The sequence below is a fragment of the Roseobacter cerffii genome (genome assembly GCF_054226325.1).
The window spans coordinates 4,141,949-4,165,905 of record NZ_CM135757.1; the positions used below are offsets into that span (position 1 = coordinate 4,141,949).

At 58.2% G+C, this 23,957-nt stretch carries 20 protein-coding genes; 10 read left to right on the plus strand and 10 right to left on the minus strand.

The window, feature by feature from the left end; all coding sequences use genetic code 11:
- The first annotated feature begins 166 nt into the window (after positions 1–166).
- The 3 genes from ACVC7O_RS20200 (at position 167) to ACVC7O_RS20210 (ending at position 5,424) form a co-directional block, all read left to right on the plus strand.
- Positions 167–1,306: a TIGR03032 family protein gene (locus tag ACVC7O_RS20200; RefSeq protein WP_458323900.1), complete on the plus strand. Its 1,140-nt coding sequence runs from the start codon at positions 167–169 to the stop codon at positions 1,304–1,306.
- Positions 1,303–4,164: a hypothetical protein gene (locus tag ACVC7O_RS20205; RefSeq protein WP_458323901.1), complete on the plus strand. Its 2,862-nt coding sequence runs from the start codon at positions 1,303–1,305 to the stop codon at positions 4,162–4,164. Before ACVC7O_RS20200 ends, ACVC7O_RS20205 begins: the two co-directional genes overlap by 4 nt.
- Positions 4,165–4,284: 120 nt before the next feature.
- Complete coding sequence (locus tag ACVC7O_RS20210) at positions 4,285–5,424, plus strand: LuxR C-terminal-related transcriptional regulator (RefSeq protein ID WP_458323902.1); 1,140 nt, start codon at positions 4,285–4,287, stop codon at positions 5,422–5,424.
- 434 nt (positions 5,425–5,858) lie between these two features.
- On the opposite strand, the gene ACVC7O_RS20215 is transcribed toward ACVC7O_RS20210, so the two are convergent.
- The 4 genes from ACVC7O_RS20215 to ACVC7O_RS20230 all read right to left on the minus strand — a co-directional run bounded on the left by ACVC7O_RS20215 (position 5,859) and on the right by ACVC7O_RS20230 (position 10,683).
- Positions 5,859–6,644: a hypothetical protein gene (locus ACVC7O_RS20215; RefSeq protein WP_458323903.1), complete on the minus strand. Its 786-nt coding sequence runs from the start codon at positions 6,642–6,644 to the stop codon at positions 5,859–5,861.
- A gap of 1,282 nt (positions 6,645–7,926) precedes the next feature.
- Positions 7,927–9,201, minus strand: a complete 1,275-nt coding sequence (locus ACVC7O_RS20220; RefSeq protein ID WP_458323904.1) for a hypothetical protein — start codon at positions 9,199–9,201, stop codon at positions 7,927–7,929.
- A gap of 605 nt (positions 9,202–9,806) precedes the next feature.
- The gene (locus tag ACVC7O_RS20225) at positions 9,807–10,307 is read right to left on the minus strand and encodes a hypothetical protein (RefSeq protein WP_458323905.1); all 501 of its coding nucleotides are present in this window, start codon (positions 10,305–10,307) and stop codon (positions 9,807–9,809) included.
- Positions 10,300–10,683, minus strand: coding sequence for a (2Fe-2S)-binding protein (locus ACVC7O_RS20230; protein ID WP_458323906.1), 384 nt, complete (start codon positions 10,681–10,683; stop codon positions 10,300–10,302). The genes ACVC7O_RS20225 and ACVC7O_RS20230 overlap by 8 nt, the downstream gene beginning before the upstream one ends.
- 254 nt (positions 10,684–10,937) lie before the next feature.
- Between ACVC7O_RS20230 and ACVC7O_RS20235 the strand changes: the two genes are divergently transcribed.
- Entirely contained in the window at positions 10,938–11,564 is a 627-nt protein-coding gene (locus ACVC7O_RS20235) for a LysR substrate-binding domain-containing protein (protein WP_458323907.1), read from the plus strand.
- Between the two features lie 52 nt (positions 11,565–11,616).
- The gene (locus ACVC7O_RS20240) at positions 11,617–12,450 is read left to right on the plus strand and encodes a DUF2189 domain-containing protein (RefSeq protein WP_458323908.1); all 834 of its coding nucleotides are present in this window, start codon (positions 11,617–11,619) and stop codon (positions 12,448–12,450) included.
- 233 nt (positions 12,451–12,683) lie between these two features.
- On the opposite strand, the gene ACVC7O_RS20245 is transcribed toward ACVC7O_RS20240, so the two are convergent.
- Positions 12,684–13,538, minus strand: a complete 855-nt coding sequence (locus tag ACVC7O_RS20245) for an SDR family NAD(P)-dependent oxidoreductase (protein ID WP_458323909.1) — start codon at positions 13,536–13,538, stop codon at positions 12,684–12,686.
- A gap of 59 nt (positions 13,539–13,597) precedes the next feature.
- On the minus strand, positions 13,598–14,581 hold the full coding sequence (locus ACVC7O_RS20250) for an SDR family NAD(P)-dependent oxidoreductase (protein ID WP_458323910.1): 984 nt from the start codon (positions 14,579–14,581) through the stop codon (positions 13,598–13,600).
- 314 nt (positions 14,582–14,895) lie between these two features.
- Between ACVC7O_RS20250 and ACVC7O_RS20255 the strand changes: the two genes are divergently transcribed.
- Complete coding sequence (locus ACVC7O_RS20255; RefSeq protein ID WP_458323911.1) at positions 14,896–15,774, plus strand: LysR family transcriptional regulator; 879 nt, start codon at positions 14,896–14,898, stop codon at positions 15,772–15,774.
- A 187-nt stretch (positions 15,775–15,961) separates the two neighbouring features.
- Here ACVC7O_RS20255 and ACVC7O_RS20260 read toward each other — a convergent pair whose 3' ends face one another.
- Complete coding sequence (locus ACVC7O_RS20260) at positions 15,962–16,840, minus strand: alpha/beta fold hydrolase (RefSeq protein ID WP_458323912.1); 879 nt, start codon at positions 16,838–16,840, stop codon at positions 15,962–15,964.
- Positions 16,841–17,065: 225 nt separating this feature from the next.
- Here ACVC7O_RS20260 and ACVC7O_RS20265 point away from each other — a divergent pair, with 225 nt between their 5' ends.
- Entirely contained in the window at positions 17,066–17,395 is a 330-nt protein-coding gene (locus ACVC7O_RS20265) for a gamma-glutamyltransferase (protein ID WP_458323913.1), read from the plus strand.
- On the opposite strand, the gene ACVC7O_RS20270 is transcribed toward ACVC7O_RS20265, so the two are convergent.
- Complete coding sequence (locus tag ACVC7O_RS20270) at positions 17,396–18,280, minus strand: polysaccharide deacetylase family protein (protein ID WP_458323914.1); 885 nt, start codon at positions 18,278–18,280, stop codon at positions 17,396–17,398.
- A gap of 220 nt (positions 18,281–18,500) precedes the next feature.
- On the opposite strand from ACVC7O_RS20270, the gene ACVC7O_RS20275 reads away from it, so the two are divergent.
- From ACVC7O_RS20275 to ACVC7O_RS20285, 3 genes are all read left to right on the plus strand, one after another.
- A complete protein-coding gene (locus ACVC7O_RS20275; RefSeq protein WP_458323915.1) occupies positions 18,501–19,583 on the plus strand; it encodes a TRAP transporter substrate-binding protein in 1,083 nt (360 codons plus the stop codon).
- 74 nt (positions 19,584–19,657) lie between these two features.
- On the plus strand, positions 19,658–20,167 hold the full coding sequence (locus ACVC7O_RS20280) for a TRAP transporter small permease subunit (RefSeq protein WP_458323916.1): 510 nt from the start codon (positions 19,658–19,660) through the stop codon (positions 20,165–20,167).
- A 4-nt stretch (positions 20,168–20,171) separates the two neighbouring features.
- Entirely contained in the window at positions 20,172–21,491 is a 1,320-nt protein-coding gene (locus ACVC7O_RS20285) for a TRAP transporter large permease (protein WP_458323917.1), read from the plus strand.
- Positions 21,492–21,986: 495 nt separating this feature from the next.
- Here ACVC7O_RS20285 and ACVC7O_RS20290 read toward each other — a convergent pair whose 3' ends face one another.
- Both ACVC7O_RS20290 and ACVC7O_RS20295 read right to left on the minus strand, forming a co-directional pair.
- A complete protein-coding gene (locus tag ACVC7O_RS20290) occupies positions 21,987–22,451 on the minus strand; it encodes a GNAT family N-acetyltransferase (RefSeq protein WP_458323918.1) in 465 nt (154 codons plus the stop codon).
- 560 nt (positions 22,452–23,011) lie between these two features.
- Complete coding sequence (locus tag ACVC7O_RS20295; RefSeq protein WP_458323919.1) at positions 23,012–23,920, minus strand: LysR family transcriptional regulator; 909 nt, start codon at positions 23,918–23,920, stop codon at positions 23,012–23,014.
- Positions 23,921–23,957 lie beyond the last annotated feature (37 nt).

Consider the following 23,957-nt stretch of genomic DNA (forward strand, 5'->3'; position numbering starts at 1 on the left):
GCTTTTTTGATCAAACGGACCTGGGGGTCAGTCGGAATTGCGCGTCCAACGAATTGACTCCTGCATTGAACCTACCCGTTCGAGCAGGTGGGCCATCACGCGGCCTCTGCAATACTGAGGCCGCGGCGCACAGACGCGGCGCGATTTCTCTAGAATGGATAGTTTTATGAGTTCTCTGAATGCACCCATTTCCCTGAAAAGTCAGGATCCTCCAGATCAGTCTTCGAAGATTTCCACCTCGCGTGGGTTCTCGGCGCTTCTGGCGCGTCTTAACGCTTCTGTTGCCTTCACCTCCTACCAATCCGGCCTGATCTATATGGTTGGACGCGGCGCCCAGGGTCGGCTCAATGTGCACCAATCCCGTTTTGCCAAGCCCATGGGGCTGCGGTTCGAGGCCGATGGCACGCTCGTGTTGGGCACTGGCAGCCAAATCCTGCGCTGCGCCTCCGGGCTTGATCCGAAGCAGCGCGTCAACAAGACCTACGACGCCTGTTTCGTGCCGCGGGTTATGTACGCCACCGGGCATCTTGATGCGCATGACGTGGGTCTGGCGGCCGATGGGTTGCCGATCTTCGTGAACACGCGGTTCAATTGCCTCGCGCGCGTTGACGCGGTGCACTCCTTTGCCGAGGTCTGGCGCCCGCCCTTCATCTCCGACCTCGTGGATGAGGACCGCTGCCATCTGAACGGCCTGGCGATGGAGGGCGACGCGCCCGCCTATGTCACGGCGGTAAGCGCGTCGGATACCATCGATGGCTGGCGCGATCACCGCGCCGACGGTGGCATCGTGATCGACGTCCGGCGCAACGAGATCATCTGCCGCGGGCTCTCGATGCCGCATTCGCCCCGGCTCTATCGCGGGCGGCTCTATGTGCTCAACGCGGGCAACGGCGAATTCGGCTATGTGGAAAGACCCACGGGAGACGGCGAGGGGGTATTTCGGCCCTTGGCCTTCTGCCCGGGCTTTTTGCGCGGGCTGAGCTTTGCTGGAAACTACGCCTTCGTTGGCCTCTCCAAGCCGCGATACGAGCGGTTTGGCGGTCTCGCACTTGATGCGCGGCTGGAAGAGGCGGCCAGTACGCCCTGGTGCGGCATCCAGATCATCGACCTGACCACGGGCCATTGCGCCGAGTGGTTACGGATCGACGGGCAGGTCGCCGAGATCTACGACGTCGAGGTGCTGCCCGGGATCGCCTGCCCGATGACGATCAGCCCGGCAGCTCCCCAACTTATCAATTTCATCACACATCATTCATCAGACACCGCGACAGGCCAGGCATGCGCGGATCAGGAGACATTGACATGAAGACCTTTTGGACCCCCAAACAGAAATCTACGCTGATCGGGCAATTGACCCTTTCGGTGGCCACGGGTGCGCTGATCAGCGGCTATGGGCGCGCGACCTACGCCGGCGACTGCATCGCGCAGGGTGGCGGCACTTACACCTGTGCCGGACCCGCCCAGCAGGATGTGGATCGCCAGCAAAACTTCGAAGCAGCGGTGGATCTTGAGATCACCACCGAAGAAGGCTTTGGCCTCGACACGTCGCGGATCAACCTTGGCCAGGGTTTCAACATCGACAACGCCACCTCGGTCACCATCGATGGTACCGCCTCTGGCGAGATTATCTCGGACGGCAGTGCCATTGACCTGTTCCGGACCCAAGGCAATAGCACCATCGATATCACCGGGTTGGAGATCACCTCCAACAACGGTGACGGGATCGAGGCTGGCGGCTTCAACGGTAGTAGCGACCTTGAGATCACCACGGGCAACATAAACGCCGATGCCGATGCCATTGACGTGGATCACGAGGTTTTTGGCAACGTGACAATCAATACGACCGGCGGCGATCTGGCTTCGATTGGCGCAGATGGCGTCGATGTGGTCAAATCCGGCGGCGGCTTCGTTGATATTACGACAGGCGACATCGACGTGCAGACAGAAGGTATCGATCTGGAAACCGCAGGCGCCTTGGGTGTTGAGATCGATACCCGGGGTGGGTCGGTCACGACCCGGTCGGGCCAGGGTTTCCTGCTGGACGCCTATGGCAGCGGCGACATTAACGTGCGCACCGCCGACGTCACCTCAGAAGAAGAGGGTGTTCTGCTCGACAGCACACGCAATGGCGACATCTTCATCGACACGACAGACGGTGCTGTGGAAAGCCGCAACTCCTACGGCGTCTTTGTCCAGAGCTACGACGACCTTGGTGTGGAGGTCCGCACAGGCGATGTGACCTCCGCCTATGACGGTGTCGAGGTGAACGCCGATGACACCGACTTCATCACCATCGACACGGCGGGCGGCATGGTCACCTCGGGCGAAGACGGGGTGCGGCTCGACGCCAACGATCCCAACAACATCTTTCTGCGCACCTCGAACGTCGATGCGGCTGACAATGGTGTCTCGGTCGAAAGTCGGGGCGGGTTTGATGTGCGCATCGACACGATCGCCGGTACCGTCGAAGCAAAGAACGGTGACGGGATCGAGGCAGACCTCAGGGATCAGAACAACACCTATCTCTACACGGGCGAGGTGATTGGCTCGGATCGCGGGATCGATCTCTCTCTCGAAAATACGGATGATCTGGACCTCGATGCCATCGGTGGTGCGGTCACCGGCCAGACAGAGCAGGGGATCTACGCCAAGACAACCGATACCGGCTATGTGCAGATCGTGACCACAGATGTCACCGGCGGCACCAAGGGTGTTGAGCTCTATGCCCAGAACAGCGACGACATCATCATCGCGACCCAGGGTGGTGCGGTCACCGGCCAGACCGAAGAAGGGATCTTGGTCGAAAGTGAGCGGACTGACCGGATCGATATCATCACCGCCGATGTGGCAGGCGGTACCGACGGCATCGTGGTTGACGCCGACTATGGTGATATCGACCTCGACAGCCGCGCGGGCACCGTCATCGGGCAAACCGACGCGGGGATCGACGTGGACAGCTATGGCGGGTTCTACAGCGCCTACGTCACAACTGGCGACGTACGGGGAGCGACTTATGGCGTCATCGTCACAGGCGAAGATACGACAAGGATCAGCATCGACTCCACGGGCGGTGCAGTGGAAGGTACGGCCAACACTGGCGTCAGCGCCTATCTCTACAATGGCTCAACAGTCGAGATCGCAACCGGGAATGTGACAGGCGGTGAGACTGGCGTCTACGCCGCGGGCGACCGGACCGAGCTCTTCCAGATCGACACCACCGGAGGCGAAGTGACTGCCGGCACGGGCATTGGTGTTGAGGTCGATGTGAACGTCGCGGACGACATCGAAGTGCGCACCGCGACGGTGACCGGTGGCGAGACAGGCGTCGAGGTCAAGGCACAGCAGATCGGCGGGCGCCTCAACGATGCGACGAATGTGGATATCGACACATCGGCTGGTGCCGTGACCGGCGGGCGCTTTGGCATCCTGGCCTACAACGAGTCCATCGGCACGACCGAGATCGTCACTGGCGATATCACCGGCGGCGAGGTCGGCCTTGCGGTCGAAACCGAAGGCAACACAGTCATAGATGTGCAAGGTGACATAACTGGTGCGGTCGGGATCGACGCGCGCGAGGTTGAAGACCAGCTGGGACTTGGCTCGCAACTCATTGTCTCGGGCAGCGCCACCGGCACCGACGGCACCGCCATCGCTCTGGGCGATAGCGCTGACAGCGTTGAGATCCTTGGGCAGGGGGCGCCTCTGCTTGCCGCCCGCAACGGGCTGATCGGCGGGCCCGGCATCTTTGGCGACACGCTCTTCGGGGCCGGGGCCGACAGCCTGAGCTTCGTCAGCGAAGGGTCGGATGATCCGATCTTCTCAGGCAGTTTCGGTGGCCTGTTCGACGGCGGTGCCGATGAGGATACAGCGCTGTTTTCAAGCCTGCTCGAGAACCTCTTTGGCGCGAGCCTGATCGGCGATGTGCTCAACCTCGATTTCACCAATGACGCGGGCGACTTTGCCGCGTTACGGTTCAGCAACTTCGAGCGGTTCTCGTTCGCGGATGATGCTGACCGCTTCTTTGCCGCTGGCGACCTGGTCGATCTCTTCGACAACGGTGGTGGCAACATCGACGTGGTGCCCTTACCGCCCGGTGCGTGGCTGCTGGCCTCGGGCCTCTTCGGTTTGGGGGCATTGCGCCGCCGCCGCTTGCGCCACGCGTGATCAGCTATGTGCTCTGATGCACCAATGTCGACCCGGGACCCCGGGTCGACAGTTTTGTCCAGCACGCTTTGCGAACCGGTTCTTGCCGCGTATGGTGTTCCCGTATTGGGGGAATCTCGCGTGGATCACGACGCCGGAGTTTTTGAGACCAGAGCGGCCAATGGCCTATCGGTGTCGTCCAAGGACATCGACAGCTTTGCCGCGGAGGTCCGGCGCGATGGCGCCAGCGATGTATCGGCTTTCTGGTCAGCAGACAGCCCCGGCGCGCAAGGCGGCGATGTAGGATATGTCATCTCGACCACCGCGGTATTGCCCACCGAAGGCCGCGCCCGCTTGGTCGAGGACATGCGGGCGCGCACGTCGGGTGGGGTCCCGGTTGTCTGGTCGCCACTCGTCACACTCGATGAGATGTTGGCTGCAGCGCTTGACGTGCCGCGCGAGAGCTTTGTCTTCGCCATGCGAATCGGTGACCGGCTCGGGATCTGCCTGCTGCATCGCGATGCGCCCTTTGCGCCGCAAGTGGGCGATTCAGCGAGCTTTGCGGCCGCCTACCGCTTCCTGACCACCTGGCATGCGCAGCAGGCACCCGCCGCGCCACCCTCACGCTCCGCCTTCGCGGCACGTTTCACAAAGCGTGAGGTTGACGTGCTGAACTGGTGCGCCGAAGGCAAGACAAATTGGGAGATCGGCCAAATCCTCGGGCTCTCCGAGAACACCATTCGCTTCCACCTCAAGAATGTCTTTCGAAAGCTCGACGCCACATCGCGCAGCGGCGCGATCTCGGCGGCGTTGTCCGCTGGAGTGATCAGCGGTGGTGAGAGCCAGCGTAAGGCCTTGATCTCAAACCTTTATCGCAGCTTCATAGAAGGCGATGTGCGCCCACTTCAGGAAATGCTGGCGGATGATGTGATCCTCGTCGCTACAGCGCCGCCGGATCTCTTCGCGCATGGAGGCCGCTACGAGGGCCCCGATGGCGTCATGCAGCACGCAGCGCTCGTGGCGCGGGACTACGACGCGCGCAGCTTTGCGCCGCGGATCATGGTTGAGGATGGGGATCAGGTCGCCGTGTATCTGGACATCGAGTTGGTGGACCGCAAGACCTCCCAGCTGATGCTCTTTGACTGCGCGCATTTCTTCACATTTCGCGCCAACAAGCTGATCCACTATGTGGAATTGTTCAATACGGCGGTAGCATCGAAACAGCGGTCCCATAGTCCAGACGATGTGCGGGGCTCAGGTGGTGGGGCCATCGCATCCTAGTGAGCGAAAGGGGTACTAGCCCTGCACCTACGTACTTGGTCAGGGATCGCTTCATTAGTTGCGTCATCCAGAGAATGTTTGCTTTGGTTTTGCATTGGATAGAGACTTGATGCCCAGAAACCTGTCTAACTGACACTGCTCTCCCCCGAGTTCACATTTCTAGCCGTGCCCATGTATTGTTGGTATTCGCTGAAGCCATTCGATTTGAAAAGCAACCGTTCGACAAGAGTGCAGGATTGGCGAGTCTTTGGACTCACTCCGGACCTCGGATGCGGCGCAGCATCAGTGGCAGAGCCCGCATGTATGATTCAGAGCGGCCCAGAGCAGACATTCGTTGCATCGCTCTACGCCGCAGCGCTGCTTCCCCGAAGTGGACGTTGATCGACTACGCAGCATTTGCATGGCTAGCAATGACTAGGTCGCGGACAAAGCCGTCATTGCGCGCCAAACTGCTGTGCTTGACCAGCGAGAAAGTGCCACTGCGCGACCGTCGCAACCGACCGAGCCTTGTCGTAGGCCGCCGCGGCTGCATCTACGGCGCGGCGGCAGGCGTCGTGCCCGTCGGGTCCTTGGCTCAATGCATCTTGGATTGGGAAAAAGTCGCACCGCTCTGCAAACTTCTGGAAAACGTCACCAAGGTCGAGCGCAGCGTAGAACTCTGAGACATCGTCAAGGGCCAGACGCGATGCTCTCAACGCGTTAACAAGCGCCAAGTTCAGTTCCCCCCGCTCGGTCGCAAACTGTGTCCCAAAGCTTGCGAGGTCAAAAGCCTGCCGGTCCGTTGGTGTGGCTCCGGCAATCGTTCGCGCCCGATCAATTGCTGCGAGGGCGGCTCCGTGGTCAAGGCCCTCCGCGCGATATGAGCGTGCCAATCCGATCCATGCGTCAAAGGCGATCTTGGTTTGTTCGTCGTCAACGGCAACCTCAATGGTCCGTTCATAACTTGCCACAGCCTCAGAGAAACGACTTTGAAACCGCAGGACCGTGGACAACTCGAACAATGCAGTTGCGGACGTATGAAGGTTGGGCAGCGTCGTCAGCCGACGTTCAAGGTCCGACAAGCGATGCCAATCCAGTTGGCCAGTTCGGCGAAACAGGTCCACTAGGGCTTCGCGCTCGCTTTTGAAGCTCTCAACTGTCTGTCCGACGGCGGTCAGGGTGCCGTGTGTGCAAGCGAAGAAAGAAATTGCCAAACTGAAAATAAGTGCATGATAACGCAAGTTACTAACACCCCTATGGTCTCCTTTTGCTCGAGGTGCCCAAAATCTCCACGCCGCGTCGGCGATGCAGATCAGCTGAGATCGGTGTGACCGACATTCCGCCCTTTTGGCCAGAGCGCTAGAAGCACCCGCTTGGCCCGCAGCAAATACCACCTCGGCAAACTGTTTCTCTTCGGCTATCAGGTATTTGGTTGCCGCCGATCGCATTCAGCGCAAGCTGACAAGACGGCGAAAGCGACTGGTTCACCCTGATTTGTTCGTGCATGAGCGCCGACAACAAATCTGCACGGCCTTGCATCAGTACGCTTATTGTCAGTTGTTGGAGCCTTTGAACCGCTGAAATTTCGTCGGTCGTGCACTGCGCTTGCGCCGGGCCTCCAACTACGGCCGCGACAACCAATGCAAATGTGTAGCCAATCCTCTTATGCATAACTAACTCTCAAGAAAAATAAACTGAATGCCTGGTAGTATGCCGCAAAGATAACAATTGCTCAATCTTACCGTGTATTCCTCACATCGTTTGCTGATACGGAACGGACGGGTAGCTCCAAGATTGGCTCTCTTCCCGCAACCTTAGCATCACAGAATCGGTAACCGTTTTATTGAGCCGGTTTGACTTGGTTGAAGGACTACGTGTTGCGAGCTCGCATCCAGTTGATCGGGTTCATCTGTCAGGGCACTAGCGGTCTTTGGTTCATCGGGACGATGCATTTTGGCGAAGGAAAGTGAGCCACGTACTTTATGCGGTTTGACTGTATTGCCATGGTCACGCCATTGCTCGATTAGATTTTGGGCCTTTCTAAAGGCACAGAGTGGCTCGCCCGTGAGCATCTCGTCCAATGCCCGACTGATCCACGTTGCGCGGCGCTTGAATGTTCGCTTTCCCGCCGCGCATCAGCCTTCAAGACCTCAGACTTGCAGACTTGCAGACTTTACCGCTATGACATTGCTCGCAGCGTAAACTCACCATGGTCGGATTGGGCTCGCTGTCGACCTCGGAGGCATCGCAGCATCAGAAGGCGAACCTGAACAGGATGGATGCGGCCCAAAGCCGACCTTGGCCATGCAAAACCGTCGCTGCGTTGCGGCCCGTCAAACCGGCCATTCGCTGCATGTGCAAAATCTCGGATACAGCGAACTGGTGATGTGCGGACGGAGCTGCCTTTCGCTGAGCCGTGCCTAGGTAAGTGTCCGACAAGGACCCACTGCTGACCTCGGATGCAGCGCCGCTTTCCGATAGTCTGGTATGCCACGCTGAACAAGGACGGCCCAATCCGGTTATTTAAAGAGGGGCGATCGCATGATAGTGAGACGTGATGAGCTGTCGCGCTTCACGATGCGACAGGCTCCTGATGATGGCCGCAAGCTTTTCAGCGGCTACAGCACCTGCCCCAAGCCCGGCAGACGAAAGGAGGTCAGAGCCAAGTGCGACACTGCCGGATACACCGGTCATGAACCCAACGATGTTTGACTGGTCTAGACGCACGAGGTCTTGCATCGATCCACCTGCAAACTCGCTCTTCAGCTGTCGCTCGAAGTCGCTCTGCCGCCGAACAAATGACTGTCGCAGCTTGTCATCAAAGTTCTTGCCGCTGACATTGTATTCACTGACCTCCGCAAGCGATTCCTTTAAGAACGTGTGCCAAAAATCAAAGGCCTTGGACGTAAATCGGATATCGGCGTAGTGGCGCGGCTCGATGTTCCGGGCATCAATCGCCGAGTTGGAAAATATCCGCGCTGCATTGCGCAAATCGTTGATATTCTCGCTCTTGTGCGCCGGAAAACTGGCGAGAAGAGCTTCGTATGCATCCATGGCCAGATCGCTTGCGAGGACAGGCCCGCAGTTCCGGCCGAGAAGTTTACAGAATGACAGGCTCTCGATGATTTCCATCATCGCCATGGTTCCCCATGTCGCCATGTGGTCTTCTAGGCCCTCATTTGGAACGATTTCTTCCTCTGCCCATTTCTCAAAAGCAGGCAAGGAAGAAAGGCCCACTTCCATGGCCATTTCTTCAGACAGTTTTTCATACTCGGCGAGCCAGTGACCAGCCGGGTAGTAGAAACAAATGGTTTCGGACATGATGAGTTCCCGCACGTGAGCGACTGCACGGATCTGCTGTGTCATCGTCTCAATTATGTCTTCGTCAGTCATGCGGTCTGGAAAATCGTCCTCCAGCATATTGGCAAACGCAACGAGCGGGTCTGATAAAATCGTTCGGCGGGCGAACAGAAAGAGGTTTGAGATTTTGTTTGCTGAAGGCGTGAGTTGTTTGGTGTCGAAGGCCTGGGCCATCGCAACCAGAGAGTCCCCGCTGTCTCTTAAATTGCTGATGTCAGACGTGAATACAGGGCTGAACACCTCCGGGTCAGGATCGCAAGCGCTAGAAAAAGGGTGTTCTGTGTAGAAGCCGAGCAATGAATCGCGAATGGCAATGCAATCGTCTGCTGCCAAGTCGATATCGTCCACATATTCGGGCCTTAGGGAATGGCCGATGCTGCGTTCCACGATTTCAATATAGGTTTCGCTTCGAGAATGAGGTTCGGTCGTTGCGTTCATGGCCTGTTCCAGTCGATGCAAACGACGCTAACGCAATTTCAGACGGGGTCTAGATGGCCAAACCGCAATCGTGTAGCCGGGTTTACGTCCCCGGGACCGAGCGCGATGATTGTCATTCAGGTTCATGGGCTCCCCGTTGTTGGCTTTTCGTTCAAAAACAAGCGATGGAATCCAATTCATGGATCCGACAGCGAACACTGAACCACCACAGTCAATAGGTGTGAATGCGATGACGGACCGGATTGGGTTGCCGCAGACGATCGAAGACTGAAGACGAGTGTGATCCTATGTCTTGGAGCAGGAAAGCAGACACTGGTGCAACTTGCAGCATCAGTACCTTTGGGCTCGTTTCGGCCATCGGAGCAACCGCGGCATCTTATTGGCAGGCCCAGATAGTGGCGATGAAGACGGCCCATACCAGCCATTCATTGGATCAACCCGCGCTGCGCTGCGGCTTCACCGAACCGGACTTTCGCTGCGGGGCCGAAATCCAGCATCGGTCAGAATCACAATCTGCGGACTAAGTTGCCATTGCCGAATGTTGTCTGGATGTCTGCTTTTTCCGAAGCGCAGTCTACGGCGACACGTCCGGGTTCGAACGCTGCTCAACCTCGCAGCGGGACGGTATGACCGATCAGCAACTTGACAAAAAGCAATGGTACGAACCATTCAAAGCCCGGCGTTGGTCCAAGAGCGTATAGCGAAAGGCCCAGGGCAATAGCAAAGAGTGTCGTTGCAAGCGGACTACGAAGAGTTGCGGGCGCGCAAAGGACTGCAATTGCAGATACAAGTAGCCATGCACCTATAGCAAACGCATAGATTGCATCGAATCCCTCACCTCGAAAAGCCCATGCAACGACGACAATGTGAAGAACATGTAATGCGATGAACCCTAGTTGATCGAGTGGACGCTGTTCGGGGCGGTGGTACCATCTTTTGGTGGTTTCGGTAATGTTGCAGACCGCGCCGCCAATCACGTCGGCCCCGATGAGCGCACCGAGTAATACAAGCGGCCAACTCACTCCGAGAGCAATGAGATGCAGGGCGACTAAGGCCGCACCTACGAGCGTTGAGCCGAACAATAGTGCGTTCTCACCTTTACTCATGCCCGGGCCGACGAAACGGTCCCACGATCTCTTCGCGGCTTGGCTGCGGCCTCCAGGCGAGCAGCGCGGCGGCGCGCATGATCTGACCGGACTGGCAATAGCCGCATTGAGGCGTCTGTTCCGCGATCCAGGCACGCTGAACCGGATGATCACCGTTTTCGGAAAGCCCTTCGATGGTGGTGATTGCGCGCCCTTCAAGATCACCGATCAGGGTCAGACAAGCAAAAGTGGCTTCACCATCCACGTGGACGGTGCAGGCACCGCACGCACCGGCGCCGCAGCCACAACGAGTGCCTACGAGTTGAAGATTATCCCGCAGCGCCCAAAGTAGCGAGGTATCGGGGCCGGCGTCGATATCGACCGTCCGGCCGTTCACGTTCAGGGTGACCGTGTAAAATCTCTCCAAGCCATCGTTTGATCGGTTGATTGTCGCGTCAGTTGTGCCGGCGGGAACCGTCGCCTGCCGCTCAGTTGCGAAAATGGGGATGGGCATTGAGAAGACTAGGGGTATAGTTCTTATCAGCCTGAGTAGTGTTTCTAATCAATTGGGGCTGATGCGGCACGGAGATCTCGAAGCTTTCCTCGCCGTCGCGCGCGCTGAGCTTGCGCGCTGCGGCAAGTGACATGGGCGTGACCGGCTCCGCGCTCAGTCAATCGGTCCGCGCTTTGGAAGAAGAGCTGCAGGTACGCCTTTTCAATCGCACCACCCGCAGCGTCGCGCTGACCGAGGCGGGCGAACTGCTGGTGAGACGGCTATCGCCCTCACTGAACGAGATCCGGTCCAGCCTCGAAGAAGTGCGCTCCATCGGCAGCGAGCCCGTCGGGCGCATTCGGCTGAATGCGCCGTCACCGGCGCTGGAGGCGGTAATCTTGCCCTATGTCGCGCGTTTTCTCGAAACCTACCCGAGGATCGCACTGGAGATCACCGAGGATGACCGACAGGTCGATATCGTGGCGGACCGGTATGACTTTGGCATTCGAGCGGGTGTGAAGCTGGCGCACGACATGATCTCGGTACCGCTTGGGGGCGATCAGAGCTTTCCGGTCGTGGCCTCGCCAGCCTTCCTAAGCCGGGCCGGCGTTCCGGAAGATCCCGAAGAGCTGCCGAGGTTCGAGTGCATCCGACACCGCTTTCCGAACGGTACGATTTTTTCCTGGCGGTTCGAAAAGAATGGTGTCCAAGTCGCCGCCCGCAAAGCCCGAATGCCTCTCCTGATGCGGAGTTGCATGTTAAGATGGGCGTCTGTTTCACCGTAGGTTTGCTGACAAGGGGTCAGCACTGCGCAATCGGGCGAGCGAGGAGAATGTCATGACATCCAAGTGGTCCACACCACCAGACAATCTGACGCCACAGCACCGAGCAAAGCCCATGATCAACAAGGTGACCGCGGATGATATCACCGCGTCGCTGAAGGCCGGGTTCGCCGACTTTGTAGCGCGGCCCTTCATGAGTGGCTTCTTCGGGTTTTTCTATGCGATGATCGGCCTTCTGATGGTCTGGATACTGTTCTCGCTCGGCAAGATCTGGCTGATCATCCCTGCCGCTGTCGGCTTTCCCTTGGTCGCACCTTTCGCCGCCGCCGGGCTATATGAAATGTCCCGCCGGTTGCAGAAGAGAGAGAGTTTCGGCTGGTTTGAAATCCTCACCGTCATGGCCCATCAACGCAAGCGCGAAATGGGCTGGATGGCCTTTGTCACCCTGTTCATTTTCTGGGTGTGGCTTTACCAGTTTCGGACCGTTCTAGTGATCGTGCTGCAGGATTCATACTTCTCGGATTTCGACGGGTTCTTTGACACCGTGTTGTTTACGCCGGAGGGCTGGACCTTCCTTGCAATTGGCACCTGCCTCGGAGCATTTCTCTCGGCCGTCCTGTTCACGGTGACCGTCGTGGCCATGCCCATGCTGCTTGAACGGGACATCGATTTTGTTTCCGCCATGATCACCTCCATTCGAGTCGTTACGGAAAACCCGGTGGTCATGCTCCTCTGGGCGGCGGTCATCTCGGTTACACTGCTTTTGTCGATGGTTCCGGCGTTTCTGGGCCTGATCTTCACCCTACCGATCCTCGGCCACACAACGTGGCATCTCTATAAGAGGGCTTTGCCACCGCCTGAAACGTGCTCCGAAGCGTTTCGACCCTAACTGATGCCAAGACAACGTGTTAACTGAACAGAACGGCCCATAAGAGACATTTGTCGGGTTAGGTTGTGCCGCATTGCAGCTTCACCAGACCGGCCATTCGCTACGCACGCAAAAAGTCGCTTGGTTTGGACTCACGCGCCAGGGTCGAAGCCGGCCTCATAAGAAAAATGCTCTTTCCGCATCTTAGGTTGGTCGACCCAGCCAACGTGCCAACCAGTGCCCAGTTAGGAAGGTCACACCTTTTCGACATGGTGGTCCAGCTGCTCAAACGCCGCGAACCTCTCGGCGAAATCTGGATGCCATCGGAACAAGGCGGGGCGGTTTTCGGTGATGTCCTGAGCGGCCCAGGCAACGCGTTTGCGATCTATGTCTGGCGTGACCTCGTTGTCCGGGCACAGGATGTAAAAGTCGCCGCGATCCAGCCGCTCAATCAAATACGCAACCGTTTCTTCAGACGTCCACGCAGAGGCGGGCATTTCCGGCAAGAAGGAAGCGATCATTCCGGTGTAGGTAAAGCCTGGCACGAACAGATGCGCTGATATCGGCGCTTTTGTGGCCAGCAACTCATGGGCCAGCATCTCTGTCAGCACCTTCAGTCCCGCCTTGGACACATTGTACCCGGGATTGCCGGGTGGCGTCGTAATGCCCTGTTTTGAGCCTGTGTTGATCACAACGGCCGGCCCGTCCGCTTCGATCATACGGGGCAGGAACGCCTGCACACCATTAAGGACCCCGAACAGGTTGACGTCCAGCATACGGCGCCAGTTTTCCGGGGTGTCCCAGCTCTTCGTGGGCCGCGCGATACCAGCATTGTTCATCAGCACGGCGACCGGCCCCATCTCAAATGCGAGGTCTGCCAGATTTTGAACCGCGTCTGCATCGCTCACATCCGTTTTGGCCGTCCGGACATCGGTGCCCAGAGCAGACAAGGTGCGCGCTGCCTTTGTCATCTCGCGTTCCGAAGTGTCTGCCAGCACAACGGATAGACCGCGCATGGCGCATTCCGTTGCCATGGCAAGGCCCACCCCGCTGGCACCGCCCGTGATGACCGCGACGCCTCCCGCTTTGATTGCTTCATTCCACATCATTGATGCTCCTTTTGGTCTTGTGTGCCCCGCCCGTACCGGCGAGGCACAGCGTTTTCGGCTTAGCCGACGCTGCGTGCGGCGTCCCCATAGCTGACGTCCATGACCTCACCCGTCATGCGCGTGGTCGCATCGCTTGCAAACCACATCACAGCTTTTGCGATGTCCTCGACCTCGTGGTGGCCGATGCCGAGCGTGCTGCCGGATGCGATCGCCGCTGACACGTCATCGAAGGTCGGGTTTTCTGCAGTGGGCAGAATTGCGCGCAGAACAGCCTCGTTGTCGGCGAAAGGTGTGCGCACCAACCCGGGTGCCACCACGTTGCACAGGATGTTTTCGCGCCCATAGGCCAGTGCCGCACTTTTGGCAAAACCGTTCACGGCCCATTTTGTTGCCCCGTAAGAGCCAAAAATGCCATTGCCTGTGCGTGAGAGACCCGAAGAGATATAGATGATCCGACCCCCACCGGCGGCGCGGAGATGCGGCAAGGCGGCCTGTGTCGTCTTCATGTAGCCGCCGACGTTGACCTCATAGAGCGTCGAGATTTCGCCCGCTGTGACAGTCTCGATTGCGCCTGCATGACCTACGCCTGCATTGGCGAGCACGATGTCGAGGCTGCCGAAGCGGTCCACGGCCTGCTGCATGGCGGCTTGCTGATCCTCCAGGTTGCGCACGTCGCCCCGGTAAGTCATGCACTGGGCACCCAGCGCCTCGATCCGCGCCTGCGCCGCGGCGAGGTCGGCCTGGCTCGGCAAGGCATAGCTTACGTGGGGCATGCTTGGTGTCGCAATGTCGAACAAGACGACGTTGGCACCGGCCTTTGCAAATTCTTCGGCCGAGGCCAGTCCGATGCCGCGTGCGCCACCGGTCACAAACGCGGTTTTGCCCTCCAGTTCCCTGGTCGTGGGGCCGGATTGTGCCGCCGCGTGGCGCGCGGTCATCACGGTGGATGCGGCCACAGCGGCTGCGCCAATTGTGCCTATGCGTAGCATTTGGCGGCGCGACATTTTCTGTGCGTGCGTGGTGTTTTCTGAATTGGACGTCATTGTGGTCACTCCTTTCTTTGGCCCAGTCCGGGCGCGTTGTGGGGTAAAACTGAACAGTTGCGAAACGAGGTCAGAAAGAGAGCAAAACCAGATGGCTGAGCCGTTCGCTGGCTGCGAGGCCCTGCAGCACGTCATCCCGCCTGGCGGGCAGAGCAGGCGCGCGACGATGCGATGCAAATAGTCTGAACATTGCCGTTCCTTTCGTTTCCTTGCTGTCAAAAGGCTCTGTGCCTTTCCGTGAGAAACATATGGAGCGTGCGCCGTTAAACTGGTATGGGGCAATCACACCAATCAGAAATGCGAAAAACGCATCAATGAATGATGACGAATTATTCCTCGCTGTTGTCGATGGCGGCAGCTTTCGATCAGCGGCGCAGGTTGCTGGCCTTGACCCCAGCCGCGTCAGTCGGCGCATCGCGGCGCTTGAGGCGCAGTTGGGTGTAAAACTGCTGAACCGTACCACCCGGGCGTCTGCGCCAACGGAAGCCGGGAAATGCTATGCCGAGGGAGTGCGACGCCTGAGCGACGCCCGCGCGGCATTGCTTGCAGAGGTCACAGGTGGTCAGGATTTGCCAAAAGGCCGATTGCGCGTGGCAGCCCCCACTGACTTTGGCGCACGTTATGTTGCCCCTGTTCTGACCCAGATGTCGGAAACCCACCCGGAGTTGAGTGTCGACCTTAGATTGGGATCAGGTTTTGCCGATCTGCAGGCCGAAGGAATAGACATCGCAATTCGTATCGGCAAACTGGCTGATAGCACGTTGAGGGCTCGGCGGATCGGCACCTCGCATCGCGTGCTTGTCGCAGCACCGCACCTGGCAGCAAAGGTTCTTTCGCCTGAGGATCTGAGCCACATCAGCATTGTGTCCTACCGGACCGGCATGACAGAGATGCGCTCCAGCTTCGAATGGGAAGGCATGCGTCAGGAGTTTCGTATGCCTTGTCGCTTCGCGGTAAATTCAATGGCGGCTGTGCGCGACGCAGTTCTGGCTGGTCGCGGTGCACACCTTGGGCCGCTTTGGGCGTTTCGCGAGGATCTGAAAGAGGGGCGCGTCGTGGAGTTGCTGTCAAAAGCCCGTTTCGAGGGCTTTCCAATTCACGCCATATGGTCTCCAACGCCCTTTCAACCGGCTGCTTCACGCGAATTTATTGCGTTGATGGCGAAAAAGCTCTCCGAAGAAGACATCAGATAACATCGCACACATTGGTGCCGCCATTTTGGATTTTGCGCCCTCAAACAAGAAACGGCCCTTACCTGCCGTTGACCACCTCATCTTGATGCTGCGGTCGCAGCCCGCATTGCCGCCGTTCGCCGCAAGAGCAAAATCAGTGGATCATCGAATTCACAAGTCGCGGGACGACGCTGTCATTGATGAGCGTCTAATGAGCGTCCGCTTTGGCCCCTGTATCTCTCATGAATGCCAAGACCAGTCTGTTGAATGTGTCCGGGTCTTCTCGCATGGGCCAGTGTCCTGCATCCATAACTTCGAGAGAAGCATTCTGCATTGAACCAACGGCTGCCTCGACAGCTGCAAGCGGAACGAGAGAATCCTTTCGGCCATGGATAAACAGGCTGGGGCACGACACCTTAGATAGCTCCGAACCGAACGATGTACGAAGGTGGCTCCAAGTCATCTCACCTCGCTGGAAGTTCGAAAACGGTGTGCCTTTTCCTGCTGACCCGAGCACATCCTTGACTTCGGCCATGATTTCATCCGTCACCCTTTCCGGCTTTGAAATGATGGCTTCGAGGGCACGTCGGAGCGCGCTCGGATGTCGTCGCATGATCGCATACGACACGGCATTAAGCGGAAGCTTGGTCAGCAGATAAGACAAACGATGGTGAGGAGCGCGATCAGCGACCCTATACGTCCCAACAGGCAAAATCGCATAGACACGCTCGGGGTGGTTCAGGGCCGACCACAATGATGCGCCTCCACCCATCGAGATGCCGACCATTGATGCATGTTCGACTTCGAGGTGGTCCATAAGCGTCATCAGCCACTGGCCGATATCCTTGATCGTGTATGGCCTTTCAAATGCGATCGTGTCTGCGTAGCCCGGCCAATTCGGCGCAATGACGCGATAGTGTGGTGACAGAGCTGGCATCAAGCGACGCCACGAAAGGCTGGCACAGTCGAGGCCGCCACCATGCAGCAACAGTACAGTTCGGTCATGCTGCGACCCAGCTTCAAGGAAGGTCGCTCTACCATGAGGAAGGTCTATGGAACTGGGTGTCGGCAAAGTCATGATGATCATTTAGCTGACATTCGACATTAGCGCAGCATCGGTGGCTCTGGGCTCACCTTCTGATTTCGCCGCCGGTGGCACGAACGGCAGTTCAACGATGCCCAAGGGCACGTGCTCGGCTTTGATTGAAAAAAACTCATAGGGTTGGCGGGGCTAGCAGATGACCGGCCTTAGTCGGCTTGCCCTTTCCACACACTTGACCCGGCGCTCGCCGAAATGCCGGACGGACGCATCATGACCTATGGGACGATGGGCGGCGAAGGCCAGCCGCAGATCCAAGCAGCGATCTTCAGCAGGTACGCCATGTTCGGCCAGCGGCTCCAAGAGGCAGTTACGCGTCCGCGCTGGCTGTTCGGAAAAACCTGGGGCGACGATACGGCCAGCCGGAAGATAGAGGCCGAAGCCGACCTTTTTGAAGCATTGCGGAGCACGGGCCATAACGTCCAAGAAATTCCCGCCTTATCCAGCCTTGCAGGCCATCCCGGGGCTGTAGCTCGCCATATTGACAGGCGAACCGAGGCTGCAAGTGATCCCTGGTCGGGTGGCTGGGCTTACGCAGATTGATCAGTCGGGAACCAGAGCTCGGTAGTGATCGCTTATCGCGCCCGCTGTCGTCCACCACACTTTTTCGCCGCCGTTTAGAAGGATGTACCGAAGCGCGCGTTCGAGATGCTTCAACCGATGGGGGTACCCCATGAGATAGCCGTGGAGCGCGATGCCCATGACCAGCGGCCGCCGCGCGCTTTCTTCAAGCATTACGTCGAAGGCGTCACAGATCATTTCACCGAATTCACTTCCCTCTAGCTTGCGCCCGACGATCTGTGGAATGTCGTTCAACTCCTGCGGATAGGGCACTGATAATATCCGACCGCGTCGTGTCTGCATCCAAACAGGCTGGTCGTCATGGCACCAATCCAGCAAATACTCGTACCCGGCCTCATCTAGCAGGTCGGGTGTGTTCACACTCTGGCTGATCCAAGGACCTAGCCAGCCCTTTGGGCGCTTGCCGGTTTTCGCAACGAGCATGTCGGTTGCTTCGGCTATCAGCTGGCGTTCCTCGCTCTGCTCAAGAACGCCTTGCCGCTCAGTGTTGCTCCGACCGTGTCCAGCGATTTCATCACCCCTTGCGACGAACGCCTCGGCGAGACCGGGCGCTTCCGTGTAGAGGTCCGAATTCACCAGCGCGGTGGTGGGCACACCAAGCCGATCGAACAGCTCCAACAAGCGCCATGCACCGACCCGGTTGCCGTAGTCGCGCCAGGCATAGTTCAGGACGTCCGGCTGCGGGCCGCCCGGCGCAAGTTCCGCACCAAGCCCTTCGCCGAAGGCAAAGCATTCAAGGTTCATTCCCAGGTATACCGCCAGCCGCCGCCCATCCGGCCAGTCGAAGTTGGGCCGCTCAGTGATGGCCGAATATTCGTAGCGGCCATGACGGGGCAATCGGGACATATCTCACCTCCTGTTCTTTACGTTTCTCCTTCTACCCGTCGAGAAGAAGACTCCGCACAATAATTCACCAAGTTGCGGAAACTTGGCTTTCTCCGGGGGCATTTTTGGTTTTGCCGCCTGTTTCACACCCAAATCGGCGCCGTTTTCTGGTCCCACCACTCCCCAAACCTAAGCCTCTCGGGGGGAGTATGGAAAATCCAACGACAGATGGGGTAGAAAAATGGATCGCCGCAAGTTTCTGACAACAGCCGCCGTGGGCACTGGTGCAACCGCGCTGGCCGCACCGCATATCGCCCGCGCTCAGACCATGAGCTGGAAGATGACCACCGCCTTCCCGCCGGGCCAACCTTTTTATTCAACCGGCCCGGGCTCGCTCACCGACTTCGCCGACCGCGTGCGTAAGATGTCCAGTGGCGCGCTCTCCATCACCGTCTACCATGGTGGAGAGCTCGTCCCTGCCTTTGAAGGCTTCGATGCCGTGCGTCAGGGCATCGTCGAAATGAACGGCTGGGTGAGCTACTTTGGCGCTGGTAAGGTGCCCGCCGCCCAGTTCTTCGGCGCCGTGCCGTTTGGAATGTCGACCCAAGGTCAGAATGCCTGGTTCTACATTGGCGACGGGATCGACCTTTGGAACGAGACCTACGAACCGCTTGGCCTCGTGGCGATGCCGGTTGGTGCCACTGGTGTGCAGATGACGGGCTGGTTCAACAAGGAAATCAATTCGATCGAGGATATGAAGGGGCTAAAGATGCGGATCCCCGGCCTGGCGGGCCGCGGCTACGCACGCGTCGGTGTGGACGTACAACTTCTTCCAGGTGGCGAGATCTTCCCCGCGCTTGAACGCGGCGTAATCGACGCGGCAGAGTGGGTTGGCCCCGCGCAGGACAAGATCCTGGGCCTCAACACAGCCGCCAAGTACTATTACACAACTGGCTGGCATGAGCCGACCACGGTAACTGAGCTTGCCATCAACAAGGCCGCCTGGGACACGCTTGGTGACGAGCTTCAAGCCATCGTCTCGAATGCTGCTGCGGCCTGCAACGTCGTCTCGCACAGCTGGGCAGAGGCGAACAACGCCGCTGCGCTTGAGGAATTCCGCTCTGGCGGCACCGAAGTGCGGGTCCTGCCTGACGACGTAATCGCGGCCCTTAAAGCCGAAATGGGCCCAGTCTACGAAGAACTTGCGGCCGAGGATCCGCAGTTCAAAAAAGTGATGGAGAATTACTTCGCCTTCAAGGAGCAACACGACATCTGGGCATCCGCTTCTGAACAGGTCTGGCACTCGCAGCTACGCGACGCCTGATCCAACTTCGCCAAGAATTGACGGGCGGTTCGGCTTCGGGCCGCCCGAACTGCTGACGACCGGAACAAGACCCCATGAACAGAGCCCTCGCTTTCGCGGATTTCATTGATCGCATTACGAAAGCCGCATCCCATCTTGCCGCGGCGCTTCTGCTCGTGCTGATCGCGCTAATCTTCTTCAACGTATTCGGGCGATATGCCGTAGGAGCCAGTCCGGTCTGGGCGCAAGAACTCGAATGGCATCTGATGGCGCCTGTCGCGCTTCTTGGGATTACGGTTCTGATGCTTGAAAAAGGACATGTCCGCGTCGATATGCTGTTCGAGCGCCTCTCCCCGCGCACTCAGCACATGCTAGACATGGTCTCGATGCTGTGTGGCGCCATCATGGCTGTGCTTTTCATCAAGTACTCCGCAGGTTTCGTTGAAAGCGCATGGTCAATCCGTGAAGGTTCACCCGACCCAGGCGGACTTCCAGCCCGCTATGTCGTCAAAGTCATGATCCCGGTCGCCTTCGGTCTTTTCGCGCTTCAGTGCCTCGCCAACGCGGTCAGACACGCCGCTGCGCTGCGTAGCGCAGGAGGCTAAAGCGATGGACGAAATGCTTGCGGTCTATATGATCCTTGGTTTCATGTGCGCCCTCTTGATCGGCATGCCGGTGGGAATCGGCATTGCAGCAGCAGGCTTCACTTTCGGTTGGATGGGCTTCGGCGATTTCCTTTTCAACCTGGTCCCCTCACGCATCTACGGGGTGGTGACCAAGTACGAATTCCTTGCTATCCCCCTCTTCGTCTATATGGGAGTAATGCTCGAGAAGTCGCGGGTGGCTGAAGACATGCTGGAAGTCATCGGACGGCTCTCGGGCCGCCTGAACGGCGGCATGGCCGTTGCGTTAGTCGTTGTCGGGGTGCTGATGGGTGCCTCGACCGGTATCGTAGGCGCGACCGTCGTCACGTTGACGATGCTGACCATGCCGATCCTTCTGAAGCGACACTATGACGGTGGCCTCGCCTCTGGAGCCATCTGTGCCAGCGGAACGCTCGGCCAGATCATCCCGCCCTCGCTCGTCCTGATCCTTCTGGCAGACATTATGGGCGAAAGCGTCGGCACGCTCTTTGCAGCGGCGATGATGCCGGGACTGATGCTCGCTGGGCTATATATCGGCTTCATCCTGATTCTCGGGCGCCTCCGACCTGACCTCATGCCACCGATTCCAGAAGAGGAGCGTGCGGAGATCCGCGGATGGGCGCTGGCCTGGAAAGCAGTTTATTCGCTCGCACCGCCCTTGCTCCTCGTCGCTGGGGTCCTTGGCACCATTATCGGCGGCATCGCTGCACCGACGGAAGCCGCCGGCGTCGGCGCTGTCCTCTCGATCATCATAGCACTGCTCTATGGCCGGCTGACCCTCGGCATGATCTGGGGCGCCGCGCATTCTGCACTGCGCATCTCCGCCATGATCTTTTTTATTCTGATCGCGGCTCAAGTCTTCTCGGTCGCATTCCGGGGTCTGAACGGCGAGGACCTCGTGCAAGACACGCTCGCACTTCTTCCAGGCGGTCAAACAGGGGCGCTGATCTTCCTCATGCTTCTTCTGTTTTTCCTTGGTTTCTTCCTGGAATGGATCGAGATCAGCTACATAGCGCTCCCACTTCTGCTACCGTTCTTCGTCGCTTCGGGTACGGATATGGTCTGGCTTGCAGCACTGATCGCCCTCAACTTGCAAACCTCCTTTCTAACGCCACCATTCGGATGGGCGCTCTTTTTTCTGAAAGGCGCTGCGCCGCCACAGGTCACCACGGCAATGATCTACAGAGGTGTATTGCCGTTCATCGCGATCCAGATGTTGGCGTTGGTTATGCTGTTCAACTTTCCGGCAATTGCGACGTGGCTGCCGGAAGCAATCGGGTGGTGAACGGCTGCCTTTGAGCAGGAGGTAGCGGCTTGCAGTGATGTTATGGCAGCTAAGTCCGCAACCTGTGAATTCCATCCCAAGACCTCGCTACACCCTGTACCAATGACCGCTGTCCCTGCCGCTTTGCAGCGTCGAAGGCAGCGCACTTGCAGCGATTTTCGTGCTGCATGCGCGCGCGGCGAAAGCGCCCAACTCACAGATTGGGCTCACTGCCGATTTCGGTGGCAGCGCAGCTTCTGGGAGTTGGCGCTTTCCCCCTACCCGCTCGCGGCCCAAAGCCGATCTACAGAAGCTGATGGTAATTCTGCGATCGCAGCCCGCATTGCCGCCATTCGCTGCGCCCGCACAATCTGGCAAAGGTTGAACTCACGCATCGCGGACAAAGCAACCCTCGGCCTTGCGGAACCGAAGGTCTGCTCCGATCTGAGGCGTTATCGGACGGTCGCAACACACATCGGCAAACGTCACTGCCGTTGTTTCGTGGCGCAAGGTATTTCACGGGCGCACGATAAGAGGCTTTCTCATCAAGACGAATGGTCCTTCCGGGTATGATTGCAATTCCACAAATTCATAGCCAAGAGCCGCGTAAAACTCCCGCGCTGTTAGTGAGGAATGAAGCATCATTTCCGGGATTGCTCTCTGTCGCGCTTCTTCTTCAATTCTTGCAGTCAGCACTTTGCCTAGCCCTTGCCCCTGAAATGCAGGGTCCACGAACAATGATCGCAGATAGTCACCTTTCAGCCCCACCGTTCCAACAAGATTGGCACCCGCGAAACACAAGAAAATAGCCTCATTTTTGATTCTTTCGGTGAGCGGCTCCCGTTCAAAAATCGCGCACAGCATATCAATTGATTTTTGATCATATTCCTTGGCATTTGAAACGCGGATTGTGCGCTGGATCAGCCCGCTAAGCGGAACCACATCGGCAACGGTAGCCTTTCGGAATTTGAGCGACTTCATCACACCAACCCTATTCCGGGACATGCGACATCGACAAGCTGACAATGGTGGCGAATTGGCAGACGTTTTTGGACAGCTCTTTGTCTTTCACAAAGGGGGTGGATTCATAATCTTCATGATGTGTCCTGCCGGCTATCGGATAAGATGCCGCCACCGCGATTGGAGACGTTCGTGCGCAGCGCAGCATTTGTCACATTGGGCTCGTTGCCGCCCTCGGAGGCAGTGCAGCATTTCCCCCCTGCCCCAACTCAATCGGATCTCGTGCACGGCCCAAAGCCGATGTCTGTCAACTGGTCAACATTCTACGCCGCGACCCATCGAACCAGACCCTCGCTGCAAATGCAAAATCTCGGATCAGGTGAACTCACAGTCTGCGGACGAAGTCGCCAATCGGTCTTAAGGCGAAATAGATCGAAAACAGCCCAAGCGGAAGTTCAGCGAGCGCCATCGTCGCGGCAGTAGAGCCCTTGAAGAAGTCATTCGCTGCAGAGGCTCAAGAGCCTAGAGACCTTAGACAGCAGCTTCGAAAGCTTCTTGTTTGCCGCTCGGAGCCGACAGTGTCAGGTGGCCTTCGTCAGCCCATTGACCTCTACAGCCTTCTTGGCCACGAACTCCACGAACTTCGAAATCCGTGCAGGCACCACGATGGCAGGCTGGCGCACGGCATAGAGAGGTGCGGCGGTCTGGGCAAAGCCCGGCAAGACAACAGTCAAATCTCCCGCTTTGATGAGATCGGCAAAAGCCCAAAGCGGACCACTGTGAATGCCTTGACCCGCGCGCACAGCCTTGACGGCAGAGCGAACCGCATTGACTGCCACACCTCCCGCGCGGGCGACTTCGAAGGTCTGTCCGGCATCTCCTTGCAAAACCAGCTTTTCAGTACGGTTTCTCGAGGAGAAAAAGACAAACTGATGAGCCGCCAGATCGTCTGGTGTACGTGGAACGCCCATGCGTTCAAGATAGTCTGGCGACGCTACCAGCACACGGGGGACCGATGCGAGTTTGCGTGCAATCAGACTGGAATCCGGAAGTCGCCCCACCCGGATCGCGACATCAATAGCGTTTTGGCTCAGATCGAGGTAGCCACCCGACAGGATCAGGTCAAAATCGACCTGAGGATGAGCCGTCCGAAACTCCAAAAGCCAGTCCGTCAGAAACTCTTGTCCAAAATCGATCGATGCCGTGACGCGCAGCATGCCGCTTGGGTGCAGCACTTCGCCACTGACTTCCGCTTCGAGAGCATCCCATTGCTCGATGATCGCCTTGAGGCGTTCGTAGTAAACGCGACCTTGCTCGGTCACTGTGGTCTTACCTCTGGTGCGGTCGACCAGATGTGCACCCAGCCGTTGCTCAAGGTGCGTGATCCGGCGCGAAACGCCTGATGGGTCTTGCCCAAGAGCGCGCGCCGCCGCCCGGATCGAACCCAGTTGGATCGTTTTCAGAAAAGCAAGCTCGGCCATGGTGCGCATAAGTGTTGTGTTTTTGTCTACAGTAGATTGTAGATAT

Excerpts from the sequence above, each read along its gene's own strand:
- ACVC7O_RS20200 (WP_458323900.1), top strand. The coding sequence starts at position 167 with ATGAGTTCTCTGAATGCACCCATTTCCCTGAAAAGTCAGGATCCTCCA.
- ACVC7O_RS20205 (WP_458323901.1), top strand. The coding sequence starts at position 1,303 with ATGAAGACCTTTTGGACCCCCAAACAGAAATCTACGCTGATCGGGCAA.
- ACVC7O_RS20220 (WP_458323904.1), bottom strand. The coding sequence starts at position 9,201 with ATGAACGCAACGACCGAACCTCATTCTCGAAGCGAAACCTATATTGAA.
- ACVC7O_RS20225 (WP_458323905.1), bottom strand. The coding sequence starts at position 10,307 with ATGAGTAAAGGTGAGAACGCACTATTGTTCGGCTCAACGCTCGTAGGT.
- ACVC7O_RS20240 (WP_458323908.1), top strand. The coding sequence starts at position 11,617 with ATGACATCCAAGTGGTCCACACCACCAGACAATCTGACGCCACAGCAC.
- ACVC7O_RS20245 (WP_458323909.1), bottom strand. The coding sequence starts at position 13,538 with ATGATGTGGAATGAAGCAATCAAAGCGGGAGGCGTCGCGGTCATCACG.
- ACVC7O_RS20250 (WP_458323910.1), bottom strand. The coding sequence starts at position 14,581 with ATGACGTCCAATTCAGAAAACACCACGCACGCACAGAAAATGTCGCGC.
- ACVC7O_RS20255 (WP_458323911.1), top strand. The coding sequence starts at position 14,896 with ATGAATGATGACGAATTATTCCTCGCTGTTGTCGATGGCGGCAGCTTT.
- ACVC7O_RS20260 (WP_458323912.1), bottom strand. The coding sequence starts at position 16,840 with ATGATCATCATGACTTTGCCGACACCCAGTTCCATAGACCTTCCTCAT.
- ACVC7O_RS20265 (WP_458323913.1), top strand. The coding sequence starts at position 17,066 with ATGACCTATGGGACGATGGGCGGCGAAGGCCAGCCGCAGATCCAAGCA.
- ACVC7O_RS20270 (WP_458323914.1), bottom strand. The coding sequence starts at position 18,280 with ATGTCCCGATTGCCCCGTCATGGCCGCTACGAATATTCGGCCATCACT.
- ACVC7O_RS20275 (WP_458323915.1), top strand. The coding sequence starts at position 18,501 with ATGGATCGCCGCAAGTTTCTGACAACAGCCGCCGTGGGCACTGGTGCA.
- ACVC7O_RS20280 (WP_458323916.1), top strand. The coding sequence starts at position 19,658 with ATGAACAGAGCCCTCGCTTTCGCGGATTTCATTGATCGCATTACGAAA.
- ACVC7O_RS20285 (WP_458323917.1), top strand. The coding sequence starts at position 20,172 with ATGGACGAAATGCTTGCGGTCTATATGATCCTTGGTTTCATGTGCGCC.
- ACVC7O_RS20290 (WP_458323918.1), bottom strand. The coding sequence starts at position 22,451 with ATGAAGTCGCTCAAATTCCGAAAGGCTACCGTTGCCGATGTGGTTCCG.
- ACVC7O_RS20295 (WP_458323919.1), bottom strand. The coding sequence starts at position 23,920 with ATGCGCACCATGGCCGAGCTTGCTTTTCTGAAAACGATCCAACTGGGT.